General features: G+C 42.1%; 15 protein-coding genes. 2 read left to right on the top strand and 13 right to left on the bottom strand.

Features of this window, described 5'->3' with window-relative positions:
- Positions 1-226 precede the first annotated feature (226 nt).
- Complete coding sequence (locus tag ACN6MY_RS05365) at positions 227-1,606, top strand: TerD family protein (RefSeq protein ID WP_419883065.1); 1,380 nt, start codon at positions 227-229, stop codon at positions 1,604-1,606.
- Positions 1,607-1,699: 93 nt separating this feature from the next.
- Here the strand turns inward: ACN6MY_RS05365 and ACN6MY_RS05360 are convergent, their stop codons facing one another.
- From ACN6MY_RS05360 to ACN6MY_RS05310, 11 genes are all read right to left on the bottom strand, one after another.
- Positions 1,700-1,948, bottom strand: a complete 249-nt coding sequence (locus ACN6MY_RS05360) for a helix-turn-helix domain-containing protein (RefSeq protein WP_170846210.1) — start codon at positions 1,946-1,948, stop codon at positions 1,700-1,702.
- Between the two features lie 29 nt (positions 1,949-1,977).
- Positions 1,978-2,826: an HAD family hydrolase gene (locus tag ACN6MY_RS05355; RefSeq protein WP_419883064.1), complete on the bottom strand. Its 849-nt coding sequence runs from the start codon at positions 2,824-2,826 to the stop codon at positions 1,978-1,980.
- Positions 2,823-3,944: a cysteine protease StiP family protein gene (locus ACN6MY_RS05350; protein WP_419883063.1), complete on the bottom strand. Its 1,122-nt coding sequence runs from the start codon at positions 3,942-3,944 to the stop codon at positions 2,823-2,825. Before ACN6MY_RS05350 ends, ACN6MY_RS05355 begins: the two co-directional genes overlap by 4 nt.
- A gap of 30 nt (positions 3,945-3,974) precedes the next feature.
- Entirely contained in the window at positions 3,975-5,369 is a 1,395-nt protein-coding gene (locus ACN6MY_RS05345) for a phosphoribosyltransferase family protein (RefSeq protein WP_419883062.1), read from the bottom strand.
- On the bottom strand, positions 5,314-6,510 hold the full coding sequence (locus tag ACN6MY_RS05340) for an HpcH/HpaI aldolase/citrate lyase family protein (protein ID WP_419883061.1): 1,197 nt from the start codon (positions 6,508-6,510) through the stop codon (positions 5,314-5,316). The genes ACN6MY_RS05345 and ACN6MY_RS05340 overlap by 56 nt, the downstream gene beginning before the upstream one ends.
- Positions 6,511-6,648: 138 nt before the next feature.
- Positions 6,649-7,416 carry a TerC family protein gene (locus ACN6MY_RS05335; RefSeq protein ID WP_419883060.1) on the bottom strand — a complete coding sequence of 256 codons (768 nt, stop codon included), beginning with the start codon at positions 7,414-7,416 and terminating at the stop codon, positions 6,649-6,651.
- 102 nt (positions 7,417-7,518) lie between these two features.
- Positions 7,519-8,097 (bottom strand): TerD family protein, encoded by a 579-nt coding sequence (locus ACN6MY_RS05330; protein WP_419883059.1) that lies wholly within the window; start codon positions 8,095-8,097, stop codon positions 7,519-7,521.
- A gap of 247 nt (positions 8,098-8,344) precedes the next feature.
- Positions 8,345-8,926, bottom strand: a complete 582-nt coding sequence (locus ACN6MY_RS05325; protein ID WP_419884080.1) for a TerD family protein — start codon at positions 8,924-8,926, stop codon at positions 8,345-8,347.
- A gap of 426 nt (positions 8,927-9,352) precedes the next feature.
- The gene (locus ACN6MY_RS05320; protein WP_071353527.1) at positions 9,353-9,964 is read right to left on the bottom strand and encodes a TerD family protein; all 612 of its coding nucleotides are present in this window, start codon (positions 9,962-9,964) and stop codon (positions 9,353-9,355) included.
- A 188-nt stretch (positions 9,965-10,152) separates the two neighbouring features.
- Entirely contained in the window at positions 10,153-11,250 is a 1,098-nt protein-coding gene (locus tag ACN6MY_RS05315; protein WP_419883058.1) for a toxic anion resistance protein, read from the bottom strand.
- A 52-nt stretch (positions 11,251-11,302) separates the two neighbouring features.
- Positions 11,303-12,925, bottom strand: a complete 1,623-nt coding sequence (locus ACN6MY_RS05310; RefSeq protein ID WP_419883057.1) for a YceG family protein — start codon at positions 12,923-12,925, stop codon at positions 11,303-11,305.
- 166 nt (positions 12,926-13,091) lie between these two features.
- Between ACN6MY_RS05310 and ACN6MY_RS05305 the strand changes: the two genes are divergently transcribed.
- Positions 13,092-14,402 carry a VWA domain-containing protein gene (locus ACN6MY_RS05305; RefSeq protein ID WP_419883056.1) on the top strand — a complete coding sequence of 437 codons (1,311 nt, stop codon included), beginning with the start codon at positions 13,092-13,094 and terminating at the stop codon, positions 14,400-14,402.
- A gap of 206 nt (positions 14,403-14,608) precedes the next feature.
- On the opposite strand, the gene ACN6MY_RS05300 is transcribed toward ACN6MY_RS05305, so the two are convergent.
- Positions 14,609-15,991, bottom strand: a complete 1,383-nt coding sequence (locus ACN6MY_RS05300; RefSeq protein WP_419883055.1) for an aldehyde dehydrogenase — start codon at positions 15,989-15,991, stop codon at positions 14,609-14,611.
- A gap of 117 nt (positions 15,992-16,108) precedes the next feature.
- Positions 16,109-16,282: a hypothetical protein gene (locus ACN6MY_RS05295; RefSeq protein WP_419883054.1), complete on the bottom strand. Its 174-nt coding sequence runs from the start codon at positions 16,280-16,282 to the stop codon at positions 16,109-16,111.
- Between the last annotated feature and the right edge of the window lie 185 nt (positions 16,283-16,467).

Below are 16,467 nucleotides of genomic sequence, written 5' to 3'. Positions count from 1 at the left end.
CAGCCAAAATCGGTTTTGTGCTTTAAGTGCTTTTTTAAAAAATCAGCAGAAATACCAATACTTAAATTTCTTTTTTTTACTTTTCTTGTGTTAAAGTTAAGATACAGCAACGGCTTCGACTATACATAAATCAATATTTTCCCAGATAAATAGTTTTTCATGCATAAAGTTTTTGTGCTGAAAAATTAATCGTTTAATTACGGTAGATAAGGAGTGGATTTCGTTTATGGGAGTAACCCTAAGCAAAGGTCAGAAAGTGGATTTAACAAAAACCAATCCAGGTCTTCAGCATGTAGTTGCAGGTTTAGGATGGGATGTAAGCCAGCACGGCGGAAATTTTGATTTGGACGCTTCTGCATTTCTTACTGGCCCTTCTGGAAAAGTGAGTTCTGATTCAGATTTTGTATTTTACAACAACCCTTCCGGAGGCAATGGATCAGTCCTTTACAGCGGTGATAACAGAAACGGAGCTGGAGTTCAAGATGATGAGCAAATCAGGATTGATTTATCAAGAGTCCCGCAATCTGTTCATCGAATCTCATTTACTATTACCATTCATGATGCGCAAATGAAACAGCAGAATTTCGGCCAGGTATCCAATGCCTATGTCCGCATTTTCAACGAACAATCCAACGAAGAATTATTGCGCTTCAATCTTGGCAGGGAATTCACTGTTGAAACAGCCATTGTTGCAGCTGAATTGTACAGACATAATGGAGAATGGAAATTCAACGCAATTGCCAGCGGTTTCCAAGGCGGTCTTGCGGCATTGTGCAGAAATTTTGGAGTAACCGTGGATGATGAGCCAGCGCAAGCTGCACAGCCTTACTTTCAGCAGCCGCAGCCTCCATATAACGGGGGACAATTTCAGCAGCAGGCACAGACTTTTGCACCCCAAAGCCCTGCCTATAATCAGCCTCCATACAATCCGCCCATGCAGCAGTCACACCCTGCAGCACCGCAGACCTATGGCGGAGAGGAAATTCACTGCCCGCGCTGCCATTCTTCCAATGTCCGAACGGGTGAAAAAGGGTTTGGACTCGGAAAAGCTGCAATCGGCGGCCTGATTCTAGGACCAGTCGGCTTGCTTGGCGGATTTATCGGGAAAAAACAGCTGAAGTTCACCTGCAGCAGCTGCGGGAACTCTTGGTCACCCAACCAAAAGGATTATGTTGAGTGGGCAAATCAGCAGAAACGCAAAGCACAGGAAGTATTCAAACGCTTTAAAAGCCAGGATGTCATGGATGCAGTGGTAGCAGCATGCGCTTTGGTAGCCATGGCAGATGGCCGGCTTGACCCTTCAGAACGCCAGAAGATGACAGAGTTCGTTAATCAAAGTGAAGAATTGCGTGTATTTGATACCAATAAGGTAATCCAGGCATTCAATCTTTTCGTGCAGCGCATGGAACGTGATCAAATTGTTGGAAGAGCAGAAGCCTTTAAAGCTCTTGGTCGGGTCCGCACGAAACCGGAAATCGCCAGACTGGTCGCACGTTATTGCATAGCTATCGGCTATGCAGACGGCCATTTTGACCCCAACGAACAAAGAGTCGTTGCTGAAATCTGCAGGGAACTGGGCTTAAACCCATCCGAATTCCTATCTTGATCCAAATGCGAAAGCGCCTTGCATCAAAAGCGGCAGCATGGGGATTATGCGGATAAAGTGTTGAAAAAATCACCTAAAAAAAACGGGATCAGCTCATAGCTGATCTCGTTTTTGGTTCCAAGAATAAAAATTCCTATTGGTTCTTTTTTCGCCAAACACCGCGTACATCCCTTCCCGGGTAACAACCCAGGAGGTTCCGAACTTCCTGACTGTCCCATACGGAAAGTCATTGATTCTTCTTCTCAAGGTAGATGCTTCAATGCCCCATTCTTTGCAGGCATCACTTGAACTCAGTATATTGCGGTCATCTAAATTCGGCTGTTTTTTCAATAAATTGATCAAAGAGGACACCTTCTTGTGCTGTAAAAATTTCATTTCCCTGAGGAAATGGATGCTCCATGTACATTCATTTTATGCTCTTCGTAAACCTTCAATACGTGTTTCAAGATATCCTCAGCAGCTTTTATCCCTTTTTGTTCAGTTCTTAGCAGGGTTCCTGCCGGGGAATCAGGCATGATGTTAAGCTCTCCATGACAAGGAGCAATAGCATAATCTGCTGCTTCAAGCATACATAAATCAAGCATAGAATCGCCTGCAGCGGCAATTACGTCTTCTCTCAAAACATCTTTTAAATATGCAACTGCTTCCCATTTGTTTACACATTGAGGAACAAAATAAAGCTTCCGGCCTTGAAGGGATAAATTCCAACCCATTGCAGCTGCCACTTTTTTAAATTGCTCAATTTCATCTCTCGGCGCAAGATTTTGCTGAATGAGGTAATAATGAAACAGATCATCCGCCGTCCGTTCTTCAATAATCCAATTGCTATGCGAAAGCCTGCCGAACTCTTTTTGAATATCTTCCTTTGGCGAGGATTCTCCAATTAATCTTCCAGCAATTCTGCGCTTCCAATCTTCATCTGCTTTTCCATCAATCAGAATGTTTCCTCCATTGCTGGTGACTGCTGCTTTTGGCTGAATAACCTCTGAAATAAAAAATATTCTCTTATATTGTTCAATGGTCCTGGTAGTGACAGGCAGGAATGTCATCATGCCATTTACTTTCTTTAATAGCGCTGCTGCTTCACTGGTCATATAGGAAATTTCCCGTTCTTCGAGTATTTCCGCCAAAATGGTATCTGGCCATTTTTCACCAGGTCCTACTCTTGATGAACGTTTTGAATAAATTAAAGTCTGGTCCAGGTCACTTGCAAAAATCATTTTTGATCTCCCACCATCTTAATTAACCCGCAGCATGCATATGTCATACTTTTATATTCCTCCACAGGCACATCCCGATCCTCCGCCAGCAGCAGGATATGCTTGAGGCGTTCATCATTGCGGTCCTTCACAAGAATTTTCCAGGGTACTCTCCGCAGCAATACGCGTGTTGTCTCTCCAACGCCTGGTTTAATATGATTGATATCCTTGATTTGAAACCTTTCCTGAATTTCCTTGATTGCTTCCAATCCGCTCCAGGATAATCCTGAATCGCTTTTTCTCAGCTCTTCCAGCTGGCTTTTCACTTCGTTTTTCACATACTGAAATTCTTCTGTAATCACCCGGATGAATTCATTTGAAACATCCTCTTTTTCAAGGTGATGATAATACTTTGCTCCGTGAAAATCATGATCTTTGATGAAGGCTACATTGTGAACAGTTCGGCTGACCAGTCCGGAAACCGTAGAATTCAAGCAAGCGCTTGGAATCAGGAAATCCTCTCTTGTCCCGAATATTTCCGCACAATACCCAGGATCAGCCAAAACAGCCAGACTGTCATCTATGGAAAAACCAAAATCATTCTGAAGCTTGCGGCATGCACCTTTAAGCTCAGTAGTGATAGCTCCCTTGCCTGTCCAGCCATCAACAAATTGAATGCCTTCTGTTCCATGATGTCTGGCAATATAGGCTATAGCATTCTCATCAATACCCTTTCCGCGGATAATGGACACACTGTAGTGCGGCAGATCAAGACCATACACATATGCTAAATAGCGCTTAATTAAAATTCCTATAGGCGTGCCTGCCCTTGCGAGAGATACAAGTACAATCCGTTCTCCTTTTTTTTCATAAATTTCTTCCGCCACAGCCCCAACAGATACTGCCAGTTTTCGAGAATATTCATTAAGAGACTTCCAAAACAGCTCCATATACTGTGATGTGGGCTGATACTCAACCGGAAGCATTTCTGAATAATGGATGCCAGACTGAATAGCCTTTTCCCGGTCTTCTGTTTCCTGCTCCTCCATAACATTGCTTAAATCCTTCAATAAAAACGTAACATCATCTTTTGGATAACTGCCCATTGGCGTTAATTTATTAAAGCTTTCTACTTGCATGGCTGCGCCCCCTCTCTTTTGCACTTGGACTTAATTAACAGTAACTAAGGTAATGGTTTCCGGTCCTGTCTTCTTAAGGCACTCCAGCAATGGAGCCAGTTTTACTTCGTCAATTGTTTTCTCAAGAAACAAGAAAATATCTGAATACTGCTTGTACTCAATATTATAGAAATAATTCATGATACAGTCATCTTCCGGGCACGGGAAAGCAAAACCGCTTTTTACTGCGTATCCAGTCTTGTTAACCCGGTGAATGGGACTTCTTGTTGTAGATTGATAGAAAAGGTTATCGCCCATATAATCGGCAATTTTCATTGGCAGATACATAAATTCCCCTGTTCCAAGGCATAACGCTTTTCCTTCTGACCGGGTTTGAAGAAGCCTTTCGCCAGCCATCCTGCAAAATGAGTTGATATCTGCCTTATTTTCAGACAAGAGACCGCTGAATCGGCCAGTCATCCCAGAGTAAAGCACATTTGATGCTTCCCCCTTGCTGCTGATAGATGTATAGGGGTGATCCTGTATCTCTTTGCTGATTGAAGATAGGCTGATTCTATTTACCTGAGCAGCAGCAGCCGCTCGCTCGTCCTTTATGTATAGAAAGGCCCCTTCATCTTCAACAGGATTTCCTTGCACTTCAATTTCCCCTGCCAGCAAGGTAACTGTCTTGATTCTGATTCCAAGCTCTTTCTCAAGCTCTTTATACCTTTTTTTATTATCTGCTGATCTCCAGTCGAGCAGTGAAGCGACCGTATACTCTTCTTTTCGAGGAAAGCTTTGCTGAATCGCTCTAATGATGTTTAGGGCTGTATTTCCTGTTGTGATTTCATCATCAACAAGTACAATGGGACCGCCCTTTTGCAGCAGCTCTTCACTGCAATAGCATGCCTGTGAGGTAGCATGGGAGTGTTCTTCCTCAAAATTTATAATAGACTCTAATTCCTGGATATTTTCTCTTGTAGTATGAACGAATGCTGCATTATCAAAAAACTCGAACATATTGTGTCCAAGTGCCGTTGCCGTTTCTGCAAATCCGATAAATAGAGTTTCATCAGGCAGCTGAAAGGGCTCTTTCAGCATGGAAAGATAGGCTTCTCTCTCTCCCTGTCCGGAGAGCAGGCGGTCAATGATATCTTCGCGCTTGCTGCATGACACGCCATGAACCTCCTCCATATACCTCATTGCCAGAACGCCTCCGCTTAATAAAGAAGCGGCTGGTTTAACCGGAATATGCTTGCCGAGGACCTTGCTGACAAATAAAAACCCTCTTTTTTTATTTTTTCTGGCCGCCATTTCAAATAGCAATTCCAGCGGAAGCTGGTATGGATTTTCAGTAACAGTAAGTTTGATACTTAGTGAATCAAGAATATTAAATGTGTATGGATTCTTGTTTTGCAAGTAAGTCGATGTAGGAACTTTGTTCATGGTACACCCCATATGCTCTGGCTTTTGTCATAATTTTGTTAGCCCAATTAAAGTGTGGCTTCATTTCATTCATTTTGTTGGAGAATTGGCTTTTCTTCACGCCGGTATCTCCAGTTGCACTTTCAATAATGCTCAAAGCATCCAAATACTCTTCAAAAGAAACGACGCTGAAGCTATGGACAGGCAGAATATGTGTTGGATGAATAATTGTCTTGCCGATCAGCCCATTCGTTTTATCCAGCAGTACTTCCTTAATCAAGCCGTCCAAATACTGATTCAGCATATTTTCACGGATCAATAAGCCTTCCGTGCCCCTGCTGTTTTTAAAGGGAGTTTGCCGGAGCTGAGGCTTCATGACTCTCTCAAGCTTGTGAAAATACTCCCAGACAGGGCCGGAGACCACATATTCTTTTTCGCTTCTGGCAAATACATTCACGATATCTGCAATGCAATCGCGGACAACAGATATATCATAAATGGTCGTATCGCTGCCCCTTCTGATTCCATATAAACCGCAAAAATCAGTTGCCCCCATTCTTACATTCAGGATTCGGCCATAATTTTGATCCAGCAATTCCTTTATCTTCATCAAAGAAGAAATTCTTGTTTCCTTATAGATTATTTCTTTCGACTCAAGTATTGGCATTCCATACAGCTGCAGTCCATATGCCTCATTTATATCAAGCAGGGCCTGGATGTAGCCTGGGCCATTTTCAGGATTGAATTTCGGAAAAATAAAGCCGCTAAGCACCCTGATGGAACTGCCAAGATGCTCAGAAACATTTCTCATTTGTTCTTCATTTCTTACACGGATGAAGATCAGGGGCAGTTCTTCATATTTAAAAAGTCCCTTTTCAATATTCATGTATAGCTGCTGAAGGTGCGTGATAATATTCATTTCAGCATCCTCCACCTCATGGTCTCCAATGGCGTCCTCCAGGCAGAGCGCCATGGATACAAGGCCATCATATTTTTTCGCTGTTATTTCCCCGCTTATATTCGGCCTGGTTCCAGGCATATATAGTGTAGCTCCCAAACCTTGTGCAAGCAATTCCTTCTCGCTGTCTTTGGAAAAATGGGCAGGCTTCTGAAAAAAGATACTGTCATCATTTTTTGTATTTAAATAATCAAAGTGGCGCAATTATTGTCCTCCTTTCTCCTTGCTGCAGCATCCTGCTATATCGGGTGGGCATATCTAAAGCGCCCGCTTCCTGTTTGCTAAATTATCTGGATAAAAACGAAAGGGGAAACACTGATGTGTTTACCCTCCATGAATACTTTATTTAGAATTGGATAATTCTTCGTCTTTGCTTCGTTTTTTTAAAGCATGTACGATGAATGTGATTAAGAACACGCCCACCAGAATACCGAAGAATAATAATTCTTCAATATGGAATCCGAATGCCCCTGCAATCATTTTGATTCCGATAATTGCGATTAAAACAAAGGCAGTTGTTTCCAGTTCCGGGATTCTTTCAATAAGAACAAGGAATATCTGGGCAACACCTCTCATCATTAACACACCTAATATTCCTCCAAGGAACAGCACCCAAATTTGATCGCTTACCCCAAAGGCCGCAATGACTGAATCAATACTGAAGGCAATGTCCATTATTTCAACAGCAGCAACCGTACCCCAGAACACGCCGAACATCTTGATAAGGATGCCTTTTTTATTGATTCCTTCCGATTCCTCTTCTTCTTTATTCTTCTTAAGGAAATAGCTAAGAGACAGCCAGAGAAGATACGCTCCCCCAACAATCTTGATCCACCAAATTTTGATGAGGAAAACACCAAGCCCGATTGCTATAAACCTGAAAATATAGGCCCCAATGATTCCATAAAAGAGCGCCCTTTTCTGCATCTTGGGCGGAAGATGCTTAACCATGACAGCTAAAACCAGTGCATTGTCAGCGGATAATAGCCCCTCCAGAATAATCAGCGTGCCGATTACTCCCCATGCAGCAGGGTCTGTCAGTACCTGCTGTATGTTATCAATCGAAAAAAATTCCCCATATGTATGGAAAAGATTTTGAAAAAAATTCATGTATTGGTCTCCTTTTTTGTTCAACCCTTAATTCTTTTTTATTGTTTACAAACAAAACCAAATGAGGCATCCCCTTGAATAGCCAGCAGGAAGCCTCTCGACTTAGACCGTCAGCCCATAATTTCTGCAAAGCGCAGCAAGGCCGCCCGAAAAGCCGCTGCCGATGGCATTGAATTTCCAGTCAGAGCCATGACGGTAAAGTTCACAAATCACAACTGCCGTTTCAATAGAGAAATCTTCACCCAAATCATAGCGAAGCACTTCTTCATCGTTATCCTCGTTCACTACGCGTACAAAGGCGTTTGATACCTGGCCAAAATTCTGATTGCGTGCAGGAGCATCATGAATGGTTACGGTTATAGCCACTTTATGGATTTGGGAAGGGATCTTACTGAAGTCGATTTTGATTTGCTCATCATCTCCATCTCCTTCACCCGTTCGGTTATCGCCAGTATGCTCGACCCCACCGTTCGGATCCTTCAAATTATTATAGAAAATAAAATCCAGATCATTGGTACATTTATCATTTTGATCCACCAGAAATGCCGAGGCATCAAGGTCAAAATCATATCCGCCAGAATAGCGGTTCGTGTCCCAGCCTAACCCGATAATGGCTCTGGTTAAACCCGGATTTGTTTTAGTCAAATCAATCCGCTGTCCTTTAGCAAGTGAAATTGTCATCTTATGTGATCACCCTTTCTGTACATCATAAGAAATCATGAAACCCTTAGAATTACAGGCGAATGAATCCGCTCTGCCTGTTCTTTAAAAAATGAGCGGAATCAGGCGATTCCGCTTTTGGATTATTCTCAGCTCCTTCGCCCAGCCCGCTTTGCAAAAGATGTTTTGCCCTCGAAGGCCTAAACCCGCCTTCTTCCGGCAAAACCCTATTTGCTTTCCGGGCTGGACAGGCGACTTCGCTTTTGGGTCATCCTACTTGCAGGCCGTAGTCTGTAACCAGCGCTGCTAATCCGCCCTGATAGCCGCTTCCGATAGCATTGAACTTCCATTCTCCATTGTGGCGGTACAATTCAGCTACAACTACAGCTGTTTCAATGGAAAAGTCTTCTCCAAGGTCATATCGGATTAATTCCTCAGTTCCTTGTTCGTTTACAACACGAACGAAAGCATTGGAAACCTGGCCGAAGTTTTGGCCGCGTGATTCCGCTTCATGAATTGTAATAGTAAATGCGATTTTTTCTACCTCAGCAGGAACGGCAGTCAAGTCAATTTTAATTTGCTCGTCGTCTCCATCCCCTTGACCGGTCAAATTATCGCCAGTATGTACAACAGAGCCATTTCCGCCTTGAAGATTATTGAAAAATACAAAATCTTTATCGGAATTTACTTTTCCTGATGCATTTAGTAAAAATACAGAGGAATCCAAGTCAAAATCATGGCCTCCATCATACTTATTTGTGTCCCAGCCCAATCCGACAATAATATTTTTAAGTCCAGGATTTGATTTAGTTAAGTCTACCTTTTGACCTTTGCTTAATGAAATAGCCATCATGTATTACCTCGCTTATTTTTTATTTTTTATTTGCTAATTAATGGATGTGTTTGATTTATTAATCCAGCTGCAGCGCCTAGCCTCTCAAGGTCATAAGTCACCCAATAATTGAAGGCAAAGAGCACCTTCTATTCTTGGCGCCTTATGCTGAGGCCCCCAGGATGGGGGTCACAAAGGCGTTGCCGCAGGACGCGGCGTTCTTAGTCTTTGATCCCTCTGCAAGGCGCTTCCGCTTTTTATTAATCCAGCTGCAGCGCCTAGCCTCTCAAGGTCATAAGTCACCCAATAATTGAAGGCAAAGAGCACCTTCTATTCTCGGGCGCCTTATGCTGAGGCCCCCAGGATGGGGGTCACAAAGGCGTTGCCGCAGGACGCGGCGTTCTTAGTCTTTGATCCCTCTGCAAGGCGCTTGCGCTTTTTATGTTACGCGTATTTGTTTGCTATTTCTGAAATGGATGTATCCTTGGTGCCATCGCCGATTGCGTTGAATTTCCATTCACCATTATGGCGGTAAATTTCGCCGACGAACAGAGAAGTTAATCCTGAGTAATTGTCTGTCAGGTTAAAGTGAATCAATTCCTCGTTATTAGAGTTATTCACAACACGGATGAAGGCATTTTGAATCATGCCAAAGTCCTGTTTTCTGGAGACACAGGAATAAATATTTACGACAAATACCATCTTGGAAACCGAAGGGGAAACCATATTCAAATCAACGACAATCTGCTCGTCGTCACCGTCTCCATCTCCTGTCAGGTTATCACCGGAGTGTTTGACGCTTCTGTCTGCACTGACTTTATTGCCGAAGTAAATCAAATTTTTCTTGTCTGTCAGCTTGCCATTTTGATCAAGCAGCAAAACGGAAGCATCGCAATCGATATCAGGTGCGCTCCCGCCGCCAAACAGCCCGCCGAGGATACCCTTCCCTTTGCCTTGGGAAACCGGATCCCAGCCTAAGCCGACAGTAATTGATGATAAACCTGCTCTGCCTTTTGTTAAATCAACCTTTTGTCCTTTTTGCAGTGTTATTGCCAACAGAAACACTCCCTTTCACCAGTAAGAGCCTTGCCATCCTTTATGTTCAGAAACGGCAGACTAAACATCAGTTCATTTTAAACATTAAAATCACGCCAGCGTGATAATATCATTCTATCATTCATGTTATTTTATGACAAACATTTAATATCCCGTATTTGCTGCCAGGTTTTATGAAGCACTTTTCTTTATCCATTAAGCTGCTTTGCCTGGAAGTTATCCTTTAGTTCAAGCAGGCGCTTTTTGCCTTCTTCACGGGTGCGTTTGTTTTCATCTTCAATGCTTTTTGTTTCTTCAAGCCCTTTGATGATAATGTTCCATGATTCTTCTATAGTCTCGATTTTTATGCTCGGCGCACCTGCCAGCCGGGCAATTTCCGTGCTCTGGGTTGAAATATTCTGGGCATTGCGAAGCAGCATTTCGTTCGTTCGGCGGTCAAGTTCGCTCATTGAATCAGCAACCAGCTTTTGCCGTTTTGCTGACACTGCCTGAATCAGGCTGTTCTTAAAAATTGGAATTGTAATGACAAATGCCGAATTGATTTTACCAATCAGCTTGGTATTGCCTCTTTGCAGCAGGCGAATTTGCGGAGCCGTCTGAAGAGCGACCATTTTTGCCATCTCCAGATCATACACACGCTGCTCCAGCGTTTCAATGCCATTGCGCAAGGAATCCAGTTCCATGGCAGCAATCTGGTCACCGGATTGTGCACGTGCCTCATATTGCGGCAGAAGCTGCATTTTCAATTCCTCTGCCTTCATTTCTCCCGCAACTGCATATTTCTCCAGTGCCAAATAATAATTAAAATTTTGTTCATACAAATTTTCAAGGTTATGAGTTGAATTGACCATCTCATTCTGGTATTTTGAAATTTCAACATATACCTTATCAATTTCGCTTCCCATGGTCTGATATTTCCCGAAGATTTTTTCAATCATTTTTTCCCCGCGATTGAAAACCTTGGCAAACATGCCTTTTTTCTCAGGTGCAAAATCCTTTTTATCAAACTTGTCCATGATCCGTCCAAGATGCTTCAATAGCTCGCTGGAATCTTCCATGGAACTAGATTTCATGGTGCTCAAAATCCGGTCTGAAAACCTTGAAATCTCAACTGCTGGCTCTTTTCCAAATTCTAATAAAGACATTTGGTTTTTTACATCAATTTGCTGGACAAGGCGCTGAACTTCCGGTTCGTTTTTCAGCTTCAATTTAATTTCATCCGCTTTGGCCTGTGTAATCTCTTCATTTTTTACATCCATTAATTCTATTCCATTATTATCTGCCATGCCTATCCCTCACTTTATTTATCCCTGAACAGCCATGTGGCCAGCCAGAAAATTATTTAAAAAATCTCCGCCAAATTGGAACCTTTGGCTCTTTATATTCACAATCAAATTCGACGTGCTCCATGAGATGAACATCAAAGTATTGTTCATCTATGTACATCTCCATATCTCTCAAGCCTGAAGGGTTGTAAAGGATTAAATCTATGCCCATCTCATTCAGGAGCAGCAGCAATGCAGCATCCGGCCTGGTAATCCCGCTGCCTGAACCGCTATTATACATCACAATTCTCGGCACGCTCTGAGGGTAATCAAACTTCATTAACAAAGCAACAACAGAAGCAGGCAAAACCGTCAGCTGTGTAAATAAATAAAGCTGAATGTCAGAAAGGGACTCGCTCCCTTCAGCAAGCAGCCTTGGATGCCCGCATACCCTGGAAATAGCTGATGCCACACCCTGCTGAACACCAAGCGGCAATTGACCGAGCTTCCACCATACACTCTTGATCATCTTCTCAGGATCAAGCATGCCATCAGCATTTAATGCATGATGATAATGATATTGATGATTTGCCCCGACACTTGCCGTCAAAGGAAAATAGCGGATAAACAAAGTTAATTCGCCTTCCTTCATTTCCTCCAGCCTTTCCCAGTATTCCCTTCTGTTTTCAGAGATCCCGGAAATTTTCGCAAATATGGAAGGAATATGGACTTTGTTTCCTTCTATTGAAAAATTCGGACGGATAAATGCCTTTTCCCTGCTTACCAAAAACAATTCATCATATGTCGTTTTTAATGTTATGGAATGCGGCTGGAAGGAACGGTACTGCCAAGGCTTAAAGATTGGCGTTTCATCAGTGTGGAGAATTCTCTCTATTTCCCTGGATGCCTGATAGGCAACCGTAGCTTTCCTGACCGATTTTCCTTTAGGGAATGCTCTGGGCTCCTTATTTATGGAATGTTCCTGAACAATCATAAGATTATGCTCCGGATCAAGCTCGAGCTCTTTTAATAAGTCTTTTCCTCCCGGATGGAAAATCAAAACATCAAACCCGAAGAGCGTTAGATAGTACAAAAAATATCCTTCACTTTTATTGCCGTCACCATACCAGAGGAATGCCGGCATCCTGTCATCCTGCATGTCCCTTAATGCTTCCTCCATGTGGTTGCGCATCCATTTAATTAAGTCCACGATGACCCTCCTGAAATCAGGATGCTTTAAGCCATCATGGTGGCGCTTTGCGAATTCCTGCAAAGTATGTATCAAACACTCGCGGACATGCCTGTTGACAGCAGAATTTTCATGTACAGGTATCAGCTGTTTTCCTTCCAGAAATGCGACAAACCTATTAACGGAAAGTGATTCATTCTGATTGATCATGAGTACGTTTTGTATGGCCTGAAACTGTTCAGGTGCAATTTCTTTATTCATGGAAACGGCATCGAGAACATAAAGGAAGGGCTTACGGGATAATTCAAAAAGCTCATTATAATACTCATCTTCATCCCCGCGAATCCCTAAAAACCTGGCTGCGAGCTGACCAATGGAAATTTCTTGATCATCCGCCTGGAATGGCTGTCTCTCGGCACGTTTTTTTTCTAATATATTTTTCCATTCGTCTTCTTTAAAAGAGATCAATACCGGATTGATCTTCGAATATTGGCCAAAAGCCCCCACCGAATAATCTCCTTTCTAAAAGCACTTACTTTTCCCCTATTATACCGCATTTTCATAGTAAAAGTTGCATTTCAATTCCCGTTAATTGGCAGTTTCATTTTTACGAAGCACCCTTGTTACGCTAGAATATAGAAAGATAGAATGATAAAAATAAGCGGGAAAAGAAGTGAAAACATTGATTACATTAATTAAAGGACAAAGAATCAATCTAAGCAAGCTATACCCGGAAACAGACAAACTAAAAATAGATATTTTCTGGAAGTTAAAGGCCCCGCACCACTCCAATTCATACGATATAGACTTATCAGCCTTCATGATTAATCAGGACGCTGTGATTCCTGAAGAAGGATATTTTATTTTTTACAATAATCCATTATCTGCCGATCATTCCCTAGCTATGTCAAAGGTGGTTCCCTCAGCTGAAAATCAAGAACTTTCCTTAAATCTGGCAAGCATCTCTCCTGAAATTGAAAAAGTCACTTTTATTCTTACAATTCATGACTCAGAAATCAGACAGCAGAATTTTAGCCACTTTGAAAACATTTCCCTGACCATTTGGGATGAAGAAAGAAAGGAAAAACTTCTTACTTTTACTCTAGACAATTTTGAACAAGAAACTGCTTTTGAACTGGGCAATGTCTACCGAAAAGAAGGTTCATGGCGGTTCAATCCCATTGGCCGGGGGTATAACAAGGGGCTTCAGGAGTTTTTGGATATTTATCATCCTGCAAATACGGCAGATACCCCGTCTAAAGAAGAAAAAGAGAGTGAAACGGAAAAGCCAATAATCAGCAAGCTGGATTTATTAAAGAAAAAAGTAGATATAATTATTGAAAAAAACGCCCTGCAGAAAATCCGGGCAAGAGTCGGGGTAGTCTTGGATATCTCCGGATCGATGAGAAGGCTGTATAAAGAAGGGATTGTCCAAAATGTAATGGAGCGGCTGCTTGCCCTTGCGACCCGTTTTGATGATGACGGAATCTTGGATGTCTGGATCTATGATAATTCTTTTTCAAGGCTGCCTTCTGTATCAGAAAAAGATTTTCCCAATTATGTAGAAAGAGAAATCCTTGAAAATACTGGTGTTTCAAAATTCACTGCCAATAATGAACCTCCTGTCATGCGTGACGTGTTAAATAAATATATAAAGGAGGAAAGCAGCAGCCTCCCCGTTTATTTAATCTTCATCAATGATGGGGGCATTAAGAAAGCGAAGAAGAATCAGGATAGTGTGGCAAATGTTCTGATTGATTCTTCAAAGGAGGCTATTTTCTGGCAGTTTGCAGGCATCGGTGACGGCAACTTTGACGTTCTGAGAAAACTCGATGACTTAGAGGGCCGATATGCAGACAACGCAGGATTTTTTCATATTCCTGATATTGAAAAGGAGACGGATGAAGAACTATATGAAAAATTGCTTCATGAATTTCCCCGCTGGCTGACAGAAGCAAGGGAGAAAAAAATACTTGCCAGATAAATCCCTTTAAAGAAAAGGTTGTTTGTAACTATTGGTGATCCCTCTCGATATGGGACTCCCCTGGATAGCCATTCAAAAATCGCAACTTCCCTGCAGATTATTCCTTTTAATCTGCAGTCTTACAAAAGAATGGAATCCAGATTTCAAAAAACTTTTACAATCCTATATAATTCAAAAAAAACTGTAACCTACAGGCTACAGTTTTTTCACTTCATTAACCGCCTTATAAGCTTAAGGCCATTTTTTGCCGAAGGGTATCGGAAGGAAAAGTCAAAGGCAGTGGTTTGCTTTAATACACTTTTTGAGTGTGAAAAAGTATCAAAGCTGTATTTTCCATGGTAGCTTCCCATGCCGCTTTCACCAACGCCCCCAAATGGGAGATAAGGAGTCGCAATATGCATGAGTGTATCATTCACACACCCTCCTCCAAATGAAATGCAGCTCATTATTTGACTTTCTGTTTCCCTGCTTTTTGTAAACAGATAAAGGGCAAGCGGCTTAGCACGGCCATTGACAAATTCAATTACCTCATGTAAGTTCTCGTACTCCACTATTGGAAGAATCGGTCCGAAAATTTCTTCTGTCATGACAGGCGAGCCTGGATCCGGCTGATCTAGCAGAGTGGGTGCAATCCTAAGGGTTTCATCTGATTTTTCTCCGCCAAAAATAACCTTGCCATCATTTAAATATTCACAAATCCTGCCGTAATGGCGATCATTTACTATTTTGGAGTAACGGGAGCTTTCGAGCGGCATGTCTCCATAAAACTCGATAATCGTTTCCTTTATAGCCCTCAGGAGCTCCTTTTTCACCTTTTTGTGTGCTAACAGATAGTCAGGTGCAATGCATGTTTGTCCTGCATTCGTAAATTTGCCGAAGACAATCCTTTTTGCTGCAAGTGCAATATTGGCATCTTCATGAACAATCACTGGACTTTTCCCGCCAAGCTCGAGTGTAACCGGTGTTAAATGTTTCGCTGCTGCCTCCATTACGGCTTTTCCGACTGATACGCTTCCAGTGAAGAAAATATAGTCAAAGTCTTGCTCCAGCAGGGTCTGGCTTGTCGGCACCCCTCCCTCGACAGGAGCAATATAAGAGGCAGGATATATGTGCTGAAGAATTTCTTTAATCAGTAAAGAAACTGCGGGCGTCAATTCCGACGGCTTAACCACAGCTGTGTTGCCCGCTGCAATTGCTCCCGCGAGCGGGGACAGCGCAAGCTGAAAAGGGTAGTTCCATGGGGCAATAATCAAAGCTGTTCCGTACGGCTCCTTTATAACACTCCCCTTAGAGCCGGTATGTGTTAATGCAGTACGTACCCTCTTTGGCTTTGCCCACTTTTTTAAGTGCTTCATAGTAAAGTTGATTTCTTCATAGAGAATCCCTATTTCTGTTGAATACGATTCGAGCTCTGATTTATTCAAATCCTGTGCGAGTGCCTGAATAATATCCTGTTCCCGCCTCTTCACTTCCTCTTTCAGCTTCTTTAACTGCTCCAGCCGGAAAGTCAGGCTTTTTGTTTCATTTGAGGCAAAAAAGAGCTTTTGTTCCCGGAGAATTTGCTTTATTTCATCTGCATATGTTTCCATAACGATGTATCATCTCCTTTAAAATATCTTAACCGTTTATAGGTTTAAAGATTTGAACAAAGAATCTAAGAGAATCAGAATTTACAATCACATTCTGAATCAAGTTATTCCTCTTCTCTATTTTTTCAGCAAGCTGAAGCTTCTTACCATTGAACCGATGAACATGACTCCTGCTCCTCCAAGAAGTAAAATAAAAAATGTTTTTTTAGTAATAATATCAATAGGATACAGTAGGCTTCCTAGTATAGCAAGGGCACCTAAACCGGATAAAATCCAACCTAGTTTTTTCATATTTCCACCTGCTTTGCATGTATTCTGAAATTCCGTCTGTAAAATTATATAAAACTATCCATTCCGTTGAAACAGCTATTCCCGCCATGGAATCTATAATTACATTATACACCCCATGGAAGCCCTGTTCTATTCACATCAGATTGTTTCATTTGAAAAAAGATCCCTTAGATTTGGTATTGTAA

Origin of the sequence: Peribacillus sp. B-H-3 (assembly GCF_048572925.1) — a bacterium.
Taxonomy (GTDB): domain Bacteria; phylum Bacillota; class Bacilli; order Bacillales; family DSM-1321; genus Peribacillus.
Note: the sequence above shows the minus strand (reverse complement) of the source record. Positions and strands in the feature narration are given on the sequence as shown.

What these genes read in the sequence shown, in the direction of transcription:
- ACN6MY_RS05365 (WP_419883065.1), top strand. Translation starts at nt 227, where the DNA reads ATGGGAGTAACCCTAAGCAAAGGTCAGAAAGTGGATTTAACAAAAACC.
- ACN6MY_RS05325 (WP_419884080.1), bottom strand. Translation starts at nt 8,926, where the DNA reads ATGGCTATTTCATTAAGCAAAGGTCAAAAGGTAGACTTAACTAAATCA.
- ACN6MY_RS05315 (WP_419883058.1), bottom strand. Translation starts at nt 11,250, where the DNA reads ATGGCAGATAATAATGGAATAGAATTAATGGATGTAAAAAATGAAGAG.
- ACN6MY_RS05355 (WP_419883064.1), bottom strand. Translation starts at nt 2,826, where the DNA reads ATGATTTTTGCAAGTGACCTGGACCAGACTTTAATTTATTCAAAACGT.
- ACN6MY_RS05295 (WP_419883054.1), bottom strand. Translation starts at nt 16,282, where the DNA reads ATGAAAAAACTAGGTTGGATTTTATCCGGTTTAGGTGCCCTTGCTATA.
- ACN6MY_RS05350 (WP_419883063.1), bottom strand. Translation starts at nt 3,944, where the DNA reads ATGCAAGTAGAAAGCTTTAATAAATTAACGCCAATGGGCAGTTATCCA.
- ACN6MY_RS05300 (WP_419883055.1), bottom strand. Translation starts at nt 15,991, where the DNA reads ATGGAAACATATGCAGATGAAATAAAGCAAATTCTCCGGGAACAAAAG.
- ACN6MY_RS05345 (WP_419883062.1), bottom strand. Translation starts at nt 5,369, where the DNA reads ATGAACAAAGTTCCTACATCGACTTACTTGCAAAACAAGAATCCATAC.
- ACN6MY_RS05335 (WP_419883060.1), bottom strand. Translation starts at nt 7,416, where the DNA reads ATGAATTTTTTTCAAAATCTTTTCCATACATATGGGGAATTTTTTTCG.
- ACN6MY_RS05330 (WP_419883059.1), bottom strand. Translation starts at nt 8,097, where the DNA reads ATGACAATTTCACTTGCTAAAGGACAGCGGATTGATTTGACTAAAACA.